This is a genomic window from Streptomyces sp. G-G2 (assembly GCF_030063135.1).
GTDB lineage: Bacteria > Actinomycetota > Actinomycetes > Streptomycetales > Streptomycetaceae > Streptomyces.
The window spans coordinates 31,675-46,082 of sequence record NZ_JASISO010000031.1; the positions used below are offsets into that span (position 1 = coordinate 31,675).

Here is a 14,408-nt window from a genome sequence, read left to right on the forward strand (position 1 = left end):
ACGAACAGCACTCTCATAGGCCGGAAAACTGGACGAGGCGCCCGAGTTCAGCGGGCGGGTGCTGGACGCGCTGCGCCAGCCGCTGGAGTCCGGCCAAGTGGTGATCGCGAGGGCCGCCGGGGTGATGCGGCTCCCGGCCCGGTTCCTGATGGTCCTCGCCGCCAATCCCTGCCCGTGCGGTCGGCACAACCTGCACGGCGCGGGCTGCGAATGTCCGCCCTCGGTCGTCCGGCGCTACCAGGGGCGGCTCTCCGGGCCCCTGCTGGACCGGGTGGACCTGCGGGTCGAGGTGGAGCCGGTCAGCCGGTCCGACCTCCTGGCGCCGGACGGCCGGGGCGAGGACAGCGGGGTCGTGGCCGGGCGGGTGGCCGAGGCCAGGGCGCGGGCGGCGGAGCGGTTCACCGGGACCCCCTGGCGGATCAACGCCGAGGTGCCGGGGCACGAGCTGCGCACCCGCTGGCAGTCCGCCCCCGGCGCCCTGGAGCAGGCCGAGCGGGACCTGGAGCGGGGGCTGCTCACCGCGCGCGGCCTGGACCGGGTGCTGCGGGTCGCCTGGACGGTGGCCGACCTGGCCGCCAGGGACCGCCCCGACGCCCGGGACGTGGCGGTCGCCCTGGAACTGCGCACCGGCATCGCCCGCGGGGTGCCGTTCGGGCAGGGGCGCCGGTCATGAGCCCGCCGGAAGCGGCCCCGCCGGGGAGGGAGGAGCTGTGGGCGCGGGCCGCGCTCACCCGGGTGCTGGAGCCCGGGGACGAGCTGGGCGGGCGCTGGCTGAGGGAGCGGGGGGCCGTCGCCGTGCTGCGGGAGCTGACCGCGCCCGGCACCGGTCCGCCACCACCGGCCGGGACGAGCGAGCGGCGGCTCGACGGATACCGCCGACGGGCGCGGGAGGCGGACCCGGAGCGGGACCTGGCCGCGGTGGCCGGGGTGGGCGGACGGTTCGTCTGCCCGGGCTCCGCGCAGTGGCCGACCCAGCTCGACGACCTGGGCGACGCCCGCCCGGTCGGGCTCTGGCTGCGGGGCGGCCCGGACCTGCGGACCTGGGCCCTGCGGTCGGTCGCGGTGGTCGGCGCCCGTGCCTGCACCCCGTACGGCGCCCACATGGCGCAGAGCCTGGCGGCCGGACTCGCCGAGCGGGGCTGGGTCGTGGTGTCCGGGGCGGCGTACGGGATCGACGGCGCGGCCCATCGCGGGGCCCTCGCCGCGGGCGGCGCCACGGCGGCGGTGCTGGCCTGCGGGGTGGACGTCGGCTACCCCCGGGGGCATGCCGGGCTGCTCGGCCGGATCGCCGGGCAGGGCCTGGTGATCGGAGAGCTGCCGCCCGGCAGCCATCCCACCCCCAGCCGGTTCGTGCTGCGCAACCGGGTCATCGCGGCGCTGACCCGGGGGACCGTGGTGGTCGAGGCCGCCCACCGCAGCGGCTCGCTGGTCACCGCCCGGGGGGCGCAGCGGCTCGGCCGGTTCACGATGGGCGTCCCGGGGCCCGCCACCAGCGGGCTCTCGGCCGGAGTGCACGAACTGCTGCGCGGGGAAGGGGTGCTGGTGACCGACGCCGACGAGGTGGTCGAACTCGTCGGCGAAATGGGCGAGCTGGCTCCCGAGCGGCGCGGCCCGGTGTTCGCCCGGGACCTGCTGCACCCTGAGACCGCCCTGGTGCTCGACGCACTCCCGGCCGGGCGGTCCGTACCGGCGGACTGGATCGCACGTGCCACGGGCACCGGCACCGATGAAGTCATCGGCAGACTGTACGAACTTCACTCTCTGGGGTTCGTCGAACGGCAGGGCGACGGCTGGCAGTTGACCGTGCGCACGACGGGAGGAGCCACTCAAACCGGTGGCGCCCGGCGAGGCGGTCGTTGACCTGGGGCGTTCCGGTGAAAGAGTGAAGCCGATGAGAGACGCGGTGTTCCCGGTGGCTGTCGCCGGGACCGTGCGCGAGGCGCCGGTCCCGGGCCTTCCGCGCGAGGCGGGACGCCCCGATGGCCCCGCGCGATCCCGTACTCTTCGCGCACCGCGACACTTTCGTCACGCTACGCTCCCAAGGATTCCGGCTCCGGCAAAGGCGAAGCATGCCCCAGCACACCACAGGGTCTGACCGCGCTGCGGTGCCCCCCGCTGCCCGTGGCGGCGTGCGGACCACCGCGCCCTCGTCCCTGGACGTGCTCTGGCGCTCGTACAAGGAATCGGGCGACGAGCGTCTGCGGGAACAGCTGATCCTGCACTACTCGCCGCTCGTGAAGTACGTGGCCGGGCGCGTCAGCGTGGGCCTGCCGCCCAATGTGGAGCAGGCCGATTTCGTCTCCTCCGGAGTCTTCGGACTGATCGACGCCATCGAGAAGTTCGACATCGAACGCTCCATCAAGTTCGAGACGTACGCGATCACCCGGATCCGCGGCGCGATGATCGACGAACTGCGCGCCCTGGACTGGATCCCGCGCTCGGTCCGGCAGAAGGCGCGGGCCGTCGAGCGGGCCTACGCCACCCTGGAGGCCCAGCTCCGGCGCACCCCGACCGAGGGTGAGGTCGCCGACGAGATGGGCGTCGCGCTGGAGGAACTCCACGCGGTCTTCAGCCAGTTGTCCCTGGCCAACGTGGTCGCCCTGGAAGAACTGCTGCACGTCGGCGGGGAGGGTGACCGCCTCTCGCTGATGGACACGCTGGAGGACACCGCCGCCGACAACCCGGTCGAGGTGGCCGAGGACCGCGAGCTGCGCAGGCTGCTCGCCCGGGCCATCAACACCCTGCCGGACCGGGAGAAGACCGTGGTGACCCTCTACTACTACGAGGGCCTCACCCTGGCCGAGATCGGCAACGTCCTGGGCGTCACCGAGAGCCGGGTCAGCCAGATCCACACCAAGTCGGTCCTCCAGCTCCGGGCCAAGCTGGCGGATGTCGGGCGCTGAGTCCCCGGCACCTCCGTAGAGTGGTCGCGTGCCCAGGATTCGAGCGGCCTCCGTGGCCGAGCACCGGACGATGCAGCGAGGCGCCCTGCTGGACGCCGCGCGTTCCCTGCTGTCCGAAGGCGGGACCGAAGCGCTGAGCTTCCCCGCCCTCGCCGAGAGGACGGGCCTCGCCCGGTCCTCCGTCTACGAGTACTTCCGCTCCCGCGCGGCCGTCGTCGAGGAACTGTGCGCGGTGGACTTCCCCGTCTGGGCCGCCGAGATCGAGGCCGCGATGGAGCGGGCCCCCACTCCGGAGGCGAAGATCGAGGCGTACGTCCGCAGCCAGCTGGGACTGGTGGGGGACCGGCGGCACCGGGCCGTGGTGGCGATCTCGGCCAGCGAGCTGGACGTCGGGGCGCGAGAGAAGATCCGCGCCGCCCACGGAGGCCTGATCGCGATGATCGTCGAAGCGCTGGCGGCCCTCGGGCAGGAGCGGCCGAGGATGGCCGCGATGCTGCTCCAGGGCGTGGTGGACGCCGCCGTGCGCCGGATCGAGCTGGGCTCGGGCGAGGACCCGGCCGAGGTGACCGAGACGGCCGTCGCCATGGCCCTGCGGGGCGTCCAGGGCTGAGCGCCGCCCCGACGGGCCCGCCCGAGGCGTCTCCCCGGGCGGTGGGCAGGAGCCGTGGGCTCGGGCGCGGCAGCAGGGTCAGCGGATCCAGGTAGGTCCCGCCCGCCAGCAGCCCCCAGTGCAGGCACGGGACGGCGCAGTGCCCGCCGGCCTCCAGGACCGCGACCGGCTGGCCCGCGCTGACCGTGTCACCTTCCGCGACGAGCGGGCGCACCGGCTCGTAGGTCGTGCGCAGCCCGCCCGGGAGGGTGAGCGAGAGGACCCCGCGCCCCGCCACCTGACCCGCGTAGTGCACCTGCCCCGGACCCACCGCGCGGACCTGCGCGCCCACCGCGGCCGCCAGGTCCACGCCCCGGTGGCCGGCCGCGTACGGGGTGGGCGGCGGATCCCACCACCGCACCACGGCCAGGGGCGCGGGCAGTGGGCGGACCGCCCCGCGCCCGGCCCGGGGCGCGGGCGACGGCAGCGCCGAGGGGGCCGTCATGGGGGCTGCCAGCAGGGCCATGACCAGCAGGATCAGGGTTCTCATGCCCTCACGTTCCCGCGCGGGGGCCGCTCGTGCGGGGGCCTGTGGACAGCCGGGGCACTGTGGAAAACGGCGTCACCCGGCACACCGCCGGGTCCCGTACACTTCTTGTGGCGATCCGGGTCACCGGGTCGACTTCGCACGCCCCAGCACCAGCCGCTCATGGCCAGGTGACAGCACCTCTCGGTCCCCTCGACAGGGGGCAGGGCGCGGTGGGGCGTCAGGAACCAAACCGAGAAACAAGGAGATGGCCATGGCCGTCGTCACGATGCGGGAGCTGCTGGAAAGCGGCGTCCACTTCGGTCACCAGACCCGTCGTTGGAACCCGAAGATGAAGCGCTTCATCTTCACGGAGCGCAACGGCATCTACATCATCGACCTGCTGCAGTCGCTGTCGTACATCGACCGCGCCTACGAGTTCGTGAAGGAGACCGTCGCCCACGGCGGTTCCGTCATGTTCGTCGGTACCAAGAAGCAGGCCCAGGAGGCCATCGCCGAGCAGGCGACGCGCGTGGGTATGCCGTACGTCAACCAGCGGTGGCTGGGTGGCATGCTCACCAACTTCTCCACCGTCTACAAGCGCCTTCAGCGTCTGAAGGAGCTCGAGACGATCGACTTCGATGACGTCGCCGCCTCGGGTCTCACCAAGAAGGAGCTCCTCGTGCTCTCGCGCGAGAAGACCAAGCTGGAGAAGACCCTCGGTGGTATCCGCGAGATGTCGAAGGTCCCCAGCGCCGTCTGGATCGTCGACACCAAGAAGGAGCACATCGCCGTCGGTGAGGCGCGCAAGCTCCACATCCCGGTCGTCGCGATCCTCGACACCAACTGCGACCCCGACGAGGTCGACTACAAGATCCCGGGCAACGACGACGCGATCCGCTCCGTCACCCTGCTCACCCGCGTGATCGCCGACGCCGTCGCCGAGGGCCTCATCGCCCGTTCCGGTGCCGCCACTGGCGACTCGAAGCCGGGCGAGAAGGCCGCCGCCGAGCCGCTCGCCGAGTGGGAGCGCGACCTGCTCGAGGGTGACAAGAAGGCTGACGACGCTGCCGAGGCTCCGGCCGAGGCCGCCGCCGTCGAGGCCGACGTCGTCGCCGAGGCTCCGGCCGTCGAGGCTGAGGCCCCGGCCGCCGAGGCGCCCGTCGCCGAGGCCGAGGTCGTCGCCGAGGCTCCGGCCGTCGAGGCTCCGGCCGCCGACGCCGAGCAGGCCTGACCCACTGAGAGTGCCCGGCGGTCACCCGCCGGGCACTCCCAGCACGGACGATGACGGCGGGGGAGCCGCGCCACGAGCGCGTCTCCTCCGCCATCTCCCAGCTACCGCTGGGAGGGGCCCCCAGTCCGTAGATCTTCGACTTCGAGAGAGAATCCCAGACTCATGGCGAACTACACCGCCGCTGACGTCAAGAAGCTCCGCGAGCTCACCGGCGTCGGCATGATGGACTGCAAGAACGCCCTGGTCGAGTCCGACGGCGACGTCGACAAGGCCATCGAGGCGCTCCGTATCAAGGGTCAGAAGGGCGTCGCCAAGCGCGAGGGCCGTTCTGCCGAGAACGGCGCCGTCGCCTCGCTCATCGCCGACGACAACACCTCCGGTGTCATCGTCGAGCTGAAGTGCGAGACGGACTTCGTCGCCAAGGGTGACAAGTTCCAGGCCGTCACCAAGCAGCTGGCCGCCCACATCGCCGCGACCACCCCGGCCGACCTCGAGGCGCTGCTCGCGTCCGAGATCGAGCCCGGCAAGACGGTCCAGGCGTTCGTGGACGAGGCCAACGCCACCCTCGGCGAGAAGATCGTCCTGGACCGCTTCGCGCAGTTCACCGGCGGTTACGTCTCGGCGTACATGCACCGCACCATGCCCGACCTGCCGTTCCAGATCGGTGTCCTGGTCGAGCTGGACAAGGAGAACGCCGAGGTCGCCCGCGGCATCGCGCAGCACATCGCCGCGTTCTCCCCGCGCTGGCTCTCCAAGGATGACGTCCCCGCCGACGTCGTCGAGTCCGAGCGCCGCGTGGCCGAAGAGGTCACCCGCGCCGAGGGCAAGCCGGAGGCCGCGCTCCCGAAGATCGTCGAGGGTCGCGTCAACGGCTTCTTCAAGGACAACACGCTCCTTGGCCAGGCCTACGCCCTGGACTCCAAGAAGTCCGTCCAGAAGATTCTGGACGAGGCCGGTGTCACCCTGGTGCGCTTCGCGCGCATCAAGGTCGGCATCTGAGTCCGTCCGTACGCTGCGGACACCGGACCCCGGTAGGGTCTGAGGCAGTTGTCCGCGTTCGCGCCGGACGACCGCAGATCTGACGAGGAGGCCATTGCCGTAGAGGGAACCGCGAGGACCCACCGGCAATGGCCTCCTTCGTATGTGCACGAGGAGATCTCCATGAATCAGGGCGTGGACACCCACACCGCTTCCCACGACAAGAGCGACGACGAGAAGAAGGGCCGTCGCTTCATGCTGAAGCTGTCCGGCGAAGCCTTCTCCGGTGGCGGCGGCCTGGGCGTCGACCCCGACGTCGTGCACGCCATCGCACGCGAGATCGCAGCCGTCGTCCGCGACGGCTCGGAGATCGCGATCGTCATCGGCGGCGGCAACTTCTTCCGCGGCGCCGAGCTCCAGCAGCGCGGCATGGACCGGGCCCGGTCCGACTACATGGGCATGCTGGGCACGGTGATGAACTGCCTCGCGCTCCAGGACTTCCTGGAGAAGGAGGGCATCGACTCGCGCGTCCAGACCGCGATCACCATGGGGCAGGTCGCGGAGCCGTACATTCCGCTGCGCGCCGTGCGCCACCTGGAGAAGGGGCGCGTCGTCATCTTCGGCGCGGGCATGGGCATGCCGTACTTCTCCACCGACACCACCGCTGCCCAGCGGGCCCTCGAAATCGACGCCGAGGCGCTCCTCATGGGTAAGAACGGCGTGGACGGGGTCTACGACTCCGACCCGAAGACCAACCCGGACGCGGTGAAGTTCGACGCGCTGGAGTACAGCGAGGTGCTGTCCCGGGACCTCAAGGTCGCCGACGCCACCGCCATCACGCTGTGCCGCGACAACAAGCTGCCGATCCTGGTCTTCGAACTGCTCGCGGAGGGCAATATCGCCCGCGCCGTCAAGGGTGAGAAGATCGGCACGCTCGTCAGCGACCAGGGCACCCGGGCCTGACACGGGCGCCCGGGGCCGCGCCGGCCCCGCCAGCCTGAACCATCCATTCAAGACATGCAGGAGCACGTGGTGATCGAAGAAACCCTCCTCGAGGCCGAGGAGAAGATGGAGAAGGCCGTCGTCGTCGCCAAGGAAGACTTCGCGGCGATCCGCACCGGCCGCGCGCACCCGGCGATGTTCAACAAGATCGTGGCCGACTACTACGGCGCGATCACGCCCATCAACCAGCTCGCCTCCTTCGCGGTGCCCGAGCCGCGCATGGCCATCGTGACGCCCTTCGACGCGTCGGCCCTGCGCAACATCGAGCAGGCCATCCGCGACTCCGACCTCGGCGTCAACCCGAGCAACGACGGCCGCATCATCCGGGTCACCTTCCCGGAGCTGACGCAGGACCGCCGCAAGGAGTACATCAAGGTCGCCAAGACCAAGGCCGAGGACTCCAAGATCTCCATCCGCGCCGTCCGCCGCAAGGCGAAGGACACCCTCGACAAGATGGTGAAGGACAAGGAGGCCGGCGAGGACGAGGTGCGCCGCGCCGAGAAGGAGCTCGACGACGCCACCGCGAAGTACGTCGCGCAGGTGGACGAGCTGCTCAAGCACAAGGAAGCCGAGCTGCTCGAGGTCTGATGAACGACTCTCCCTGGCGGGCGGAGCCGGTTCCGGCGGGTCCCGCATACGATGCGCTGGTGGGCCCGCACACTCGGCCCATGCCCATCGTGCCCGATGCCGCCGGCCGTGACTTCGACGACCGGGAAGCACGCGATCCGGGGGCCGCCGCAGCGGGCGGCCCCCAGTTCCGCGCCGAGACGCCGCCGCAGGAGCCCATGCCCACCCCACCTTCGCAGGCACCGCAGGACGCCTCGCAGCCCCCGCAGAAGAAGCGGGCCGGGCGTGACCTGCGCGCCGCCATAGGGGTCGGCATCGGCCTCGGTGCGGTGATCTTCGCCTCGCTGTTCATCGTCAAGGCCGTCTTCGTCGGCGTGGTCGTCGTCGCGGTCGTCGTGGGGCTGTGGGAGCTGACCTCCCGCCTCCAGGAGAAGAAGGGCATCAAGGCCCCGCTCGTACCGCTCGCGGTCGGCGGCGCGGCCATGGTCATCGCCGGATACGTCCGCGGGGCCGAGGGCGCCTGGGTCGCGATGGCCCTCACCGCGCTCGCGGTGCTCGTGTGGCGGATGACCGAACCGCCCGAGGACTACCTCAAGGACGTCACGGCGGGCGTCTTCGCCGCGTTCTACGTGCCCTTCCTCGCCACGTTCGTCGCGATGCTGCTCACCGCCGACGACGGGCCGCAGCGGGTGGTCACCTTCCTGCTGCTGACGGTGGTCAGCGACACCGGTGCCTACGCGGTCGGCTGGCGCTTCGGCAAGCACAAGCTGGCCCCGCGCATCAGCCCTGGCAAGACCCGTGAGGGGCTCTTCGGAGCGGTGGCCTTCGCGATGTTGGCGGGGGCGCTGTGCATGGAGTTCCTGATCAGCGACGGAGCCTGGTGGCAGGGCCTGCTGCTCGGCCTCGCGGTCGCGGTGAGCGCCACGCTGGGCGACCTCGGCGAGTCGATGATCAAGCGGGACCTGGGCATCAAGGACATGGGCACGCTGCTGCCGGGCCACGGCGGGATCATGGACCGGCTGGACTCGCTGCTGCCGACGGCGCCCGTGGTGTGGCTGCTGCTGGCGGCGTTCGTCGGTACGGGCTGACCAGCGGGTCGTACGGACCGGGCACGGAGAACGGACCGGGAGAGTCCGCCCGAGAGGGGCGGAACCGCCCGGGCGGTTACCCTTGAAGGGCGCGCTGCTTCTTGCGGTGCGCCTTTCGTCTTTACCGAGGAGTACCTGCCATGGCCCCCCGTCCTGTCCCGGGAGAGCTCACTTTCGTCGCCCCTCGCGGGGTCAAGAAGCCCCCGCGGCACCTGGCCGACCTCACCCCCGAGGAGCGACGCGAAGCGGTCGCCGCGATCGGTGAGAAGCCCTTCCGGGCCAAGCAGCTCTCGCAGCACTACTTCGCCCGGTACAACCACGACCCGGCGCAGTGGACGGACATCCCCGCGGCCTCCCGCGAGAAGCTCCGGGAGGAGCTGCTCCCGGACCTGATGTCGGTCGTCCGGCACATCTCGTGCGACGAGGACACCACCCGCAAGACCCTGTGGAAGCTGCACGACGGCACGCTCGTCGAGTCCGTCCTGATGCGCTACCCCGAGCGGGTCACCATGTGCATCTCCTCGCAGGCGGGCTGCGGGATGAACTGCCCGTTCTGCGCCACCGGCCAGGCGGGCCTGGACCGCAACCTCTCCACCGCCGAGATCGTGCACCAGATCGTCGACGGCATGCGCGCCCTGCGCGACGGCGACGTTCCCGGCGGCCCGGCGCGGCTGTCGAACATCGTCTTCATGGGCATGGGCGAGCCGCTGGCCAACTACAACCGGGTGGTCGGCGCGATCCGCCGCCTGACCGACCCGGAGCCCGACGGCCTCGGCCTGTCGCAGCGCGGCATCACCGTCTCCACCGTCGGTCTGGTCCCGGCCATGCTCCGGTTCGCCGACGAGGGCTTCAAGTGCCGGCTGGCCGTCTCGCTGCACGCGCCCGACGACGAGCTGCGCGACACCCTGGTGCCGGTGAACACCCGCTGGAACGTCCGCGAGGTGCTGGACGCCGCCTGGGAGTACGCCGACAAGTCCGGCCGCCGCATCTCCATCGAGTACGCGCTGATCCGCGACATCAACGACCAGGCCTGGCGCGGTGACCGGCTGGGCCGCCTGCTCAAGGGCAAGCGGGTCCACGTGAACCTGATCCCGCTGAACCCGACCCCGGGCTCCAAGTGGACCGCCTCGCGCCCCGAGGACGAGAAGGCCTTCGTCCAGGCGATCGCGAACCACGGCGTCCCGGTGACCGTACGGGACACCCGCGGCCAGGAGATCGACGGCGCCTGCGGCCAGCTCGCCGCATCGGAGCGTTAGATTCCGGGTTTCCTCCGGCGGTTCGGCCACGGGGTACCCTGTGGCCGAACCAACTGCATATTCCGACAGGGGAGCGCCACAGCGCTGAGAGTGCGGTAACCGTCACCGCAGACCCTCTGAACCTTGCCCGGGTCATTCCGGGTAGGAAGTTCGGTCATCACTCAAGCTGTTGCGCCCTGCCCGGCGACCGCTCTCCCGCCCCTGTGGCGCGAGGCGCCGGGCAGGGCCGCGTCTTCTCCTGGTCATCCCAGGAGGAAGCATTCCATGAACACCACCAAGAAGATCGCGGGCAGCGCGCTCGCCGTCGCGCTGGGCATCAGCACGCTCGCCGCGTGCGGCGGCGGCGACGCCAAGGACACGTCCACGGGCGCGAGCGACGCGCCGAAGCAGAAGACGATCACTCTGGTCAGCCACGACTCCTTCAACGTGACCCCCGCGGTCCTCAAGGAGTTCGAGCAGCAGAGCGGCTACACGGTCAAGGTCCTCAAGAGCGGGGACGCGGGCGCCGCCCTCAACCAGGAGATCCTCACCAAGGGCTCGCCGCGCGGCGACGTCTTCTTCGGCGTGGACAACACCCTGCTCTCGCGCGCGCTCGACAACGGCATCTTCACCCCGTACGAGGCCAAGGGCCTGGCCCAGGTCGGCGCCGAGTACCAGCTCGACACGGCGCACCGGGTCACCCCGGTCGACTCCGGTGACATCTGCGTCAACTACGACAAGGCGTACTTCGCCGACAAGAAGATCGCCCCGCCGCAGACGCTGGACGACTTGATCAAGCCGGAGTACAAGAACCTGCTGGTCACCGAGAACGCGGCGACCTCCTCGCCGGGCCTCGGCTTCCTCCTCGCCTCCGTCGGCAAGTACGGCGACGCGGGCTGGAAGGACTACTGGTCCAAGCTCAAGGCCAACGGCGTCGAGGTCGTCGACGGCTGGGAGCAGGCCTACAACGAGCGGTTCTCCGGCTCCGCTGGCGGCAAGAAGGCCAAGGGCGACCGTCCGCTGGTCGTCTCCTACGCCTCCAGCCCGCCGGTCGAGGTGATCTACGCCGAGCCGCAGCCCGCCGAGGCGCCCACGGGCGTGGCCACCGGCACCTGCTTCCGCCAGGTCGAGTTCGCGGGCCTGCTCAAGGGCGCGAAGAACGAGGAGGGCGGCAAGGCCCTGCTCGACTTCCTGGTGAGCAAGAAGTTCCAGGAGGACATGCCCCTCCAGATGTTCGTGAACCCGGTGGTCAAGGACGCGAAGCTGCCCGAGGCCTTCACGAAGCACGGCGTGGTGATCGAGAAGCCGGAGACGGTCGCTCCGGACGCCATCGCCAAGAACCGTGAGCAGTGGGTCAAGGCATGGTCTTCGCTCGTCGTGAAGTAAGCGCCGCGAAGGGGTCCGGCGCTGCGCCGGGGGGCGCCGGACCGGGGTCCGGCGCGCCGGACCCCGGTCCGCCCGCGCGTCCCGGGCGGGGTCCGGCCCCCGGCGCCGAAGGGCGCCGGGCGGTCGCGGTGCGGCTCGCCCTGATGGCCGTACCCCTCGCCTTCTTCGCCCTCTTCTTCGCCTACCCGGTCGCCGCGATCGTCGGCCGCGGCCTCAAGACGGAGGACGGCTGGCAGTTCGGCCGGATCGGCGAGGTGCTCGCCCGGCCCGACATCGGCGACGTCCTGTGGTTCACCACCTGGCAGGCACTCGCCTCCACCGCGCTGACCCTGCTCGTCGCGCTGCCCGGGGCGTACGTCCTCGCGCGCTTCGCCTTCCCCGGCAAGCAGCTGCTGCGCGCGGTCGTCACCGTTCCGTTCGTGCTGCCCACCGTGGTCGTCGGCACCGCCTTCCTGGCCCTGGTCGGGCGCGGCGGCATGCTGGACGAGCTGTGGGGCGTACGCCTGGACACCACGGTCTGGGCGATCCTGCTCGCCCACGTCTTCTTCAACTACGCCGTCGTGGTCCGCACGGTCGGCGGCCTGTGGGCGCAGCTCGATCCGCGCCAGGAGGAAGCCGCCCGGGTGCTGGGCGCCGGACGGTTCGCCGCGTGGCGCCGGGTGACGCTGCCCGCGCTCGGCCCGGCCGTCGCCGCGGCCGCCCTCATGGTGTTCCTGTTCACCTTCACCTCCTTCGGCGTCGTGCAGATCCTCGGCGGACCGGCGTACTCCACGCTGGAGGTGGAGGTCTACCGGCAGACCGCGCAGCTCCTGGACCTGCCGACCGCCGCCGTGCTCACGATGGTGCAGTTCGTGGCCGTCGGCGCCGTCCTCGCCGTGCACGCCCGGACCGTGCGCAAGCGGGAGACCGCGCTGCGCCTGGTCGATCCCTCGCGGACCGCGCGGCGGCCCCGCGGCCCCGGTCAGCGGCTGCTGCTCGGCGGGGTGCTTTTGACGGTGGCCCTGCTGATCGTGCTGCCCCTCGGGGTGCTCGTGGAACGCTCCTTCGACGCGCCCGGCGGGTACGGCCTCGGCTTCTACCGGGCCCTGGGGGACGCGGGCGCCGGGGGCGGAACGTTCCTGGTGCCGCCGCTGGAGGCGATCTGGAACTCCCTCCAGTACGCGCTGGCCGCCACCGCCATCGCCCTGGTCATCGGGGGGCTCGCGGCCGCGGCACTCACCCGGCGCGGGGGGCGGTTCGTGCGCGGGTTCGACGCGCTGCTCATGCTCCCCCTCGGGGTGTCCGCCGTCACGGTCGGCTTCGGCTTCCTGATCACCCTCGACGAGCCGCCGCTGGACCTGCGGACCTCGTGGATCCTGGTGCCGCTGGCCCAGGCGCTGGTCGGTGTGCCCTTCGTCGTACGGACCATGCTGCCCGTACTGCGCGCCGTGGACGGACGGCTGCGCGAGGCCGCCGCCGTGCTCGGCGCCTCGCCGCTGCGGGCCTGGCGGGAGGTGGACCTGCCGCTGGTGCGGCGGGCGCTGCTGATCGCCGCCGGATTCGCCTTCGCGGTCTCGCTCGGCGAGTTCGGCGCGACCGTCTTCATCGCCCGGCCCGACCACCCGACGCTGCCCGTGGCCGTGGCCCGGCTGCTGGGGCGCGCGGGCGAGATGAACTACGGGCAGGCGATGGCCCTGAGCACGATCCTGATGCTGGTGTGCGCGGTGTCCCTGCTGGTGCTGGAGCGACTGCGACCCGACAACACCTCCGGAGAGTTCTGATGCCCCTGCTGGAACTGAGCGGAGTGTCGGTGCGCTTCGGTGAGCGCGCCGTCGTGGACGAGGTCGACCTGGCGGTCGCCGAGCACGAGACCGTGTGCGTGCTCGGCCCCAGCGGAAGCGGGAAGTCCACCCTGCTGCGGGTGGTCGCCGGACTCCAGGAGACCGCCGCCGGACGGGTGCGGCTCGGCGGCGCCGACCAGCGCGCGGTGCCGGTGCACCGGCGCGGGGTGGGCCTGATGTTCCAGGACCACCAGCTCTTCCCGCACCGGGACGTCGGCGGGAACGTGGCCTTCGGGCTGCGGATGCGGGGCGACGCGCGGCCGTCGTGCGAGGGCCGGGTGGCCGAACTGCTGGAACTGGTCGGCCTCCCTGGCGCGCAGCGCCGGGCGGTGGCGTCCTTGTCCGGCGGTGAACAGCAGCGGGTGGCCCTGGCCCGCGCCCTGGCCCCCTCGCCCCGGCTGCTGATGCTGGACGAACCCCTCGGCCAGCTGGACCGGGGGCTGCGCGAGCGGCTGGTCTTGGAGCTGCGCGGGCTCTTCTCCCGGCTCGGCACGACCGTGCTGGCCGTGACCCACGACCAGGGCGAGGCCTTCGCGCTGGCCGACCGGGTGGTGGTCATGCGGGACGGGCGGATCGCCCAGGCCGGGACCCCGCTGGAGGTCTGGCAGCGGCCCGCGTCCGAGTTCGTGGCGCGGTTCCTCGGCTTCGAGAACGTGGTCCCGGCGGTGGTCTCGGGGGGTGTGGCCGACACGGTGTGGGGCCGGATCCCGGTCCCGGCCGGGTCCCCGGCGGGGCCGTGCCTGCTGCTGGTGCGCCCGGCGGGGGTGGTGCCGGGGCCCGACGGGCTGCCGTGCGCGGTGGAGTCCAGGACCTTCCGGGGGACGCACGTGGCGCTGCTGCTGCGCGCCGAGGGGGGCGGGCCGGGGCTGGAGGCCGAGTGCGGGCTGGCCGGGGCGCCGTCGCCGGGGGACCGGGTGCGGGTCGCGTTCACCCCGTCCGAGGTGGTCGTCCTCCCGCCGGAGCAGCCCCCGGGCTCCGCTCCGGAGTAGCCCCGGGCCCGGCTCCGCAGGGGCGAGGGCGGATGCGCCGCGCGGCGGCACATCCAGCCCGTCCGGCAGGCGAGGACCGGAGCCCCGGGGC

At 71.9% G+C, this 14,408-nt stretch carries 12 protein-coding genes and 2 pseudogenes; 13 read left to right on the top strand and 1 reads right to left on the bottom strand.

Annotated features, from left to right (window positions below; translation table 11 throughout):
* Positions 1–28: 28 nt before the first annotated feature.
* The 4 genes and pseudogenes from QMF80_RS23665 to QMF80_RS23680 form a co-directional block, all read left to right on the top strand.
* Positions 29–673, top strand: a pseudogene (locus tag QMF80_RS23665) (ATP-binding protein); the annotation flags it as partial.
* Entirely contained in the window at positions 670–1,860 is a 1,191-nt protein-coding gene (dprA, locus tag QMF80_RS23670) for a DNA-processing protein DprA (protein WP_283456452.1), read from the top strand. The pseudogene QMF80_RS23665 and the gene dprA, both read left to right, overlap by 4 nt.
* 209 nt (positions 1,861–2,069) lie before the next feature.
* Positions 2,070–2,903, top strand: coding sequence for an RNA polymerase sigma factor WhiG (gene whiG, locus QMF80_RS23675; RefSeq protein WP_283456454.1), 834 nt, complete (start codon positions 2,070–2,072; stop codon positions 2,901–2,903).
* 52 nt (positions 2,904–2,955) lie between these two features.
* Entirely contained in the window at positions 2,956–3,513 is a 558-nt protein-coding gene (locus tag QMF80_RS23680) for a TetR/AcrR family transcriptional regulator (protein WP_283456567.1), read from the top strand.
* Positions 3,514–3,655: 142 nt separating this feature from the next.
* On the opposite strand, the pseudogene QMF80_RS23685 reads toward QMF80_RS23680, so the two are convergent.
* A pseudogene (locus tag QMF80_RS23685) lies at positions 3,656–4,042 on the bottom strand (peptidoglycan DD-metalloendopeptidase family protein); the annotation flags it as partial.
* A 250-nt stretch (positions 4,043–4,292) separates the two neighbouring features.
* Between QMF80_RS23685 and rpsB the strand changes: the two are divergent.
* From rpsB to QMF80_RS23730, 9 genes are all read left to right on the top strand, one after another.
* Entirely contained in the window at positions 4,293–5,252 is a 960-nt protein-coding gene (rpsB, locus tag QMF80_RS23690) for a 30S ribosomal protein S2 (RefSeq protein ID WP_283456456.1), read from the top strand.
* Between the two features lie 162 nt (positions 5,253–5,414).
* Positions 5,415–6,251 (top strand): translation elongation factor Ts, encoded by an 837-nt coding sequence (gene tsf / locus QMF80_RS23695; protein ID WP_283456457.1) that lies wholly within the window; start codon positions 5,415–5,417, stop codon positions 6,249–6,251.
* A gap of 162 nt (positions 6,252–6,413) precedes the next feature.
* On the top strand, positions 6,414–7,193 hold the full coding sequence (pyrH, locus tag QMF80_RS23700; protein ID WP_283456458.1) for a UMP kinase: 780 nt from the start codon (positions 6,414–6,416) through the stop codon (positions 7,191–7,193).
* Positions 7,194–7,262: 69 nt separating this feature from the next.
* Positions 7,263–7,820, top strand: coding sequence for a ribosome recycling factor (gene frr / locus QMF80_RS23705; protein ID WP_283456569.1), 558 nt, complete (start codon positions 7,263–7,265; stop codon positions 7,818–7,820).
* Positions 7,820–8,887, top strand: a complete 1,068-nt coding sequence (locus QMF80_RS23710; RefSeq protein ID WP_283456459.1) for a phosphatidate cytidylyltransferase — start codon at positions 7,820–7,822, stop codon at positions 8,885–8,887. The genes frr and QMF80_RS23710 overlap by 1 nt, the downstream gene beginning before the upstream one ends.
* A gap of 140 nt (positions 8,888–9,027) precedes the next feature.
* Positions 9,028–10,143, top strand: coding sequence for a dual-specificity RNA methyltransferase RlmN (rlmN, locus tag QMF80_RS23715; protein ID WP_283456462.1), 1,116 nt, complete (start codon positions 9,028–9,030; stop codon positions 10,141–10,143).
* A gap of 264 nt (positions 10,144–10,407) precedes the next feature.
* Positions 10,408–11,508 carry a thiamine ABC transporter substrate-binding protein gene (locus QMF80_RS23720; protein ID WP_283456464.1) on the top strand — a complete coding sequence of 367 codons (1,101 nt, stop codon included), beginning with the start codon at positions 10,408–10,410 and terminating at the stop codon, positions 11,506–11,508.
* A gap of 143 nt (positions 11,509–11,651) precedes the next feature.
* Positions 11,652–13,268: an ABC transporter permease gene (locus tag QMF80_RS23725; RefSeq protein ID WP_283456571.1), complete on the top strand. Its 1,617-nt coding sequence runs from the start codon at positions 11,652–11,654 to the stop codon at positions 13,266–13,268.
* Positions 13,268–14,317 carry an ABC transporter ATP-binding protein gene (locus tag QMF80_RS23730; protein WP_283456466.1) on the top strand — a complete coding sequence of 350 codons (1,050 nt, stop codon included), beginning with the start codon at positions 13,268–13,270 and terminating at the stop codon, positions 14,315–14,317. The genes QMF80_RS23725 and QMF80_RS23730 overlap by 1 nt, the downstream gene beginning before the upstream one ends.
* The last annotated feature ends 91 nt before the right edge of the window (positions 14,318–14,408 follow it).

Bases quoted from the DNA above. Each gene is read 5' to 3' on its own strand.
- QMF80_RS23710 (WP_283456459.1), top strand. From the start codon at position 7,820: ATGAACGACTCTCCCTGGCGGGCGGAGCCGGTTCCGGCGGGTCCCGCA.
- QMF80_RS23730 (WP_283456466.1), top strand. From the start codon at position 13,268: ATGCCCCTGCTGGAACTGAGCGGAGTGTCGGTGCGCTTCGGTGAGCGC.
- dprA (WP_283456452.1), top strand. From the start codon at position 670: ATGAGCCCGCCGGAAGCGGCCCCGCCGGGGAGGGAGGAGCTGTGGGCG.
- pyrH (WP_283456458.1), top strand. From the start codon at position 6,414: ATGAATCAGGGCGTGGACACCCACACCGCTTCCCACGACAAGAGCGAC.
- tsf (WP_283456457.1), top strand. From the start codon at position 5,415: ATGGCGAACTACACCGCCGCTGACGTCAAGAAGCTCCGCGAGCTCACC.
- QMF80_RS23725 (WP_283456571.1), top strand. From the start codon at position 11,652: ATGGCCGTACCCCTCGCCTTCTTCGCCCTCTTCTTCGCCTACCCGGTC.
- whiG (WP_283456454.1), top strand. From the start codon at position 2,070: ATGCCCCAGCACACCACAGGGTCTGACCGCGCTGCGGTGCCCCCCGCT.
- QMF80_RS23720 (WP_283456464.1), top strand. From the start codon at position 10,408: ATGAACACCACCAAGAAGATCGCGGGCAGCGCGCTCGCCGTCGCGCTG.
- rpsB (WP_283456456.1), top strand. From the start codon at position 4,293: ATGGCCGTCGTCACGATGCGGGAGCTGCTGGAAAGCGGCGTCCACTTC.
- rlmN (WP_283456462.1), top strand. From the start codon at position 9,028: ATGGCCCCCCGTCCTGTCCCGGGAGAGCTCACTTTCGTCGCCCCTCGC.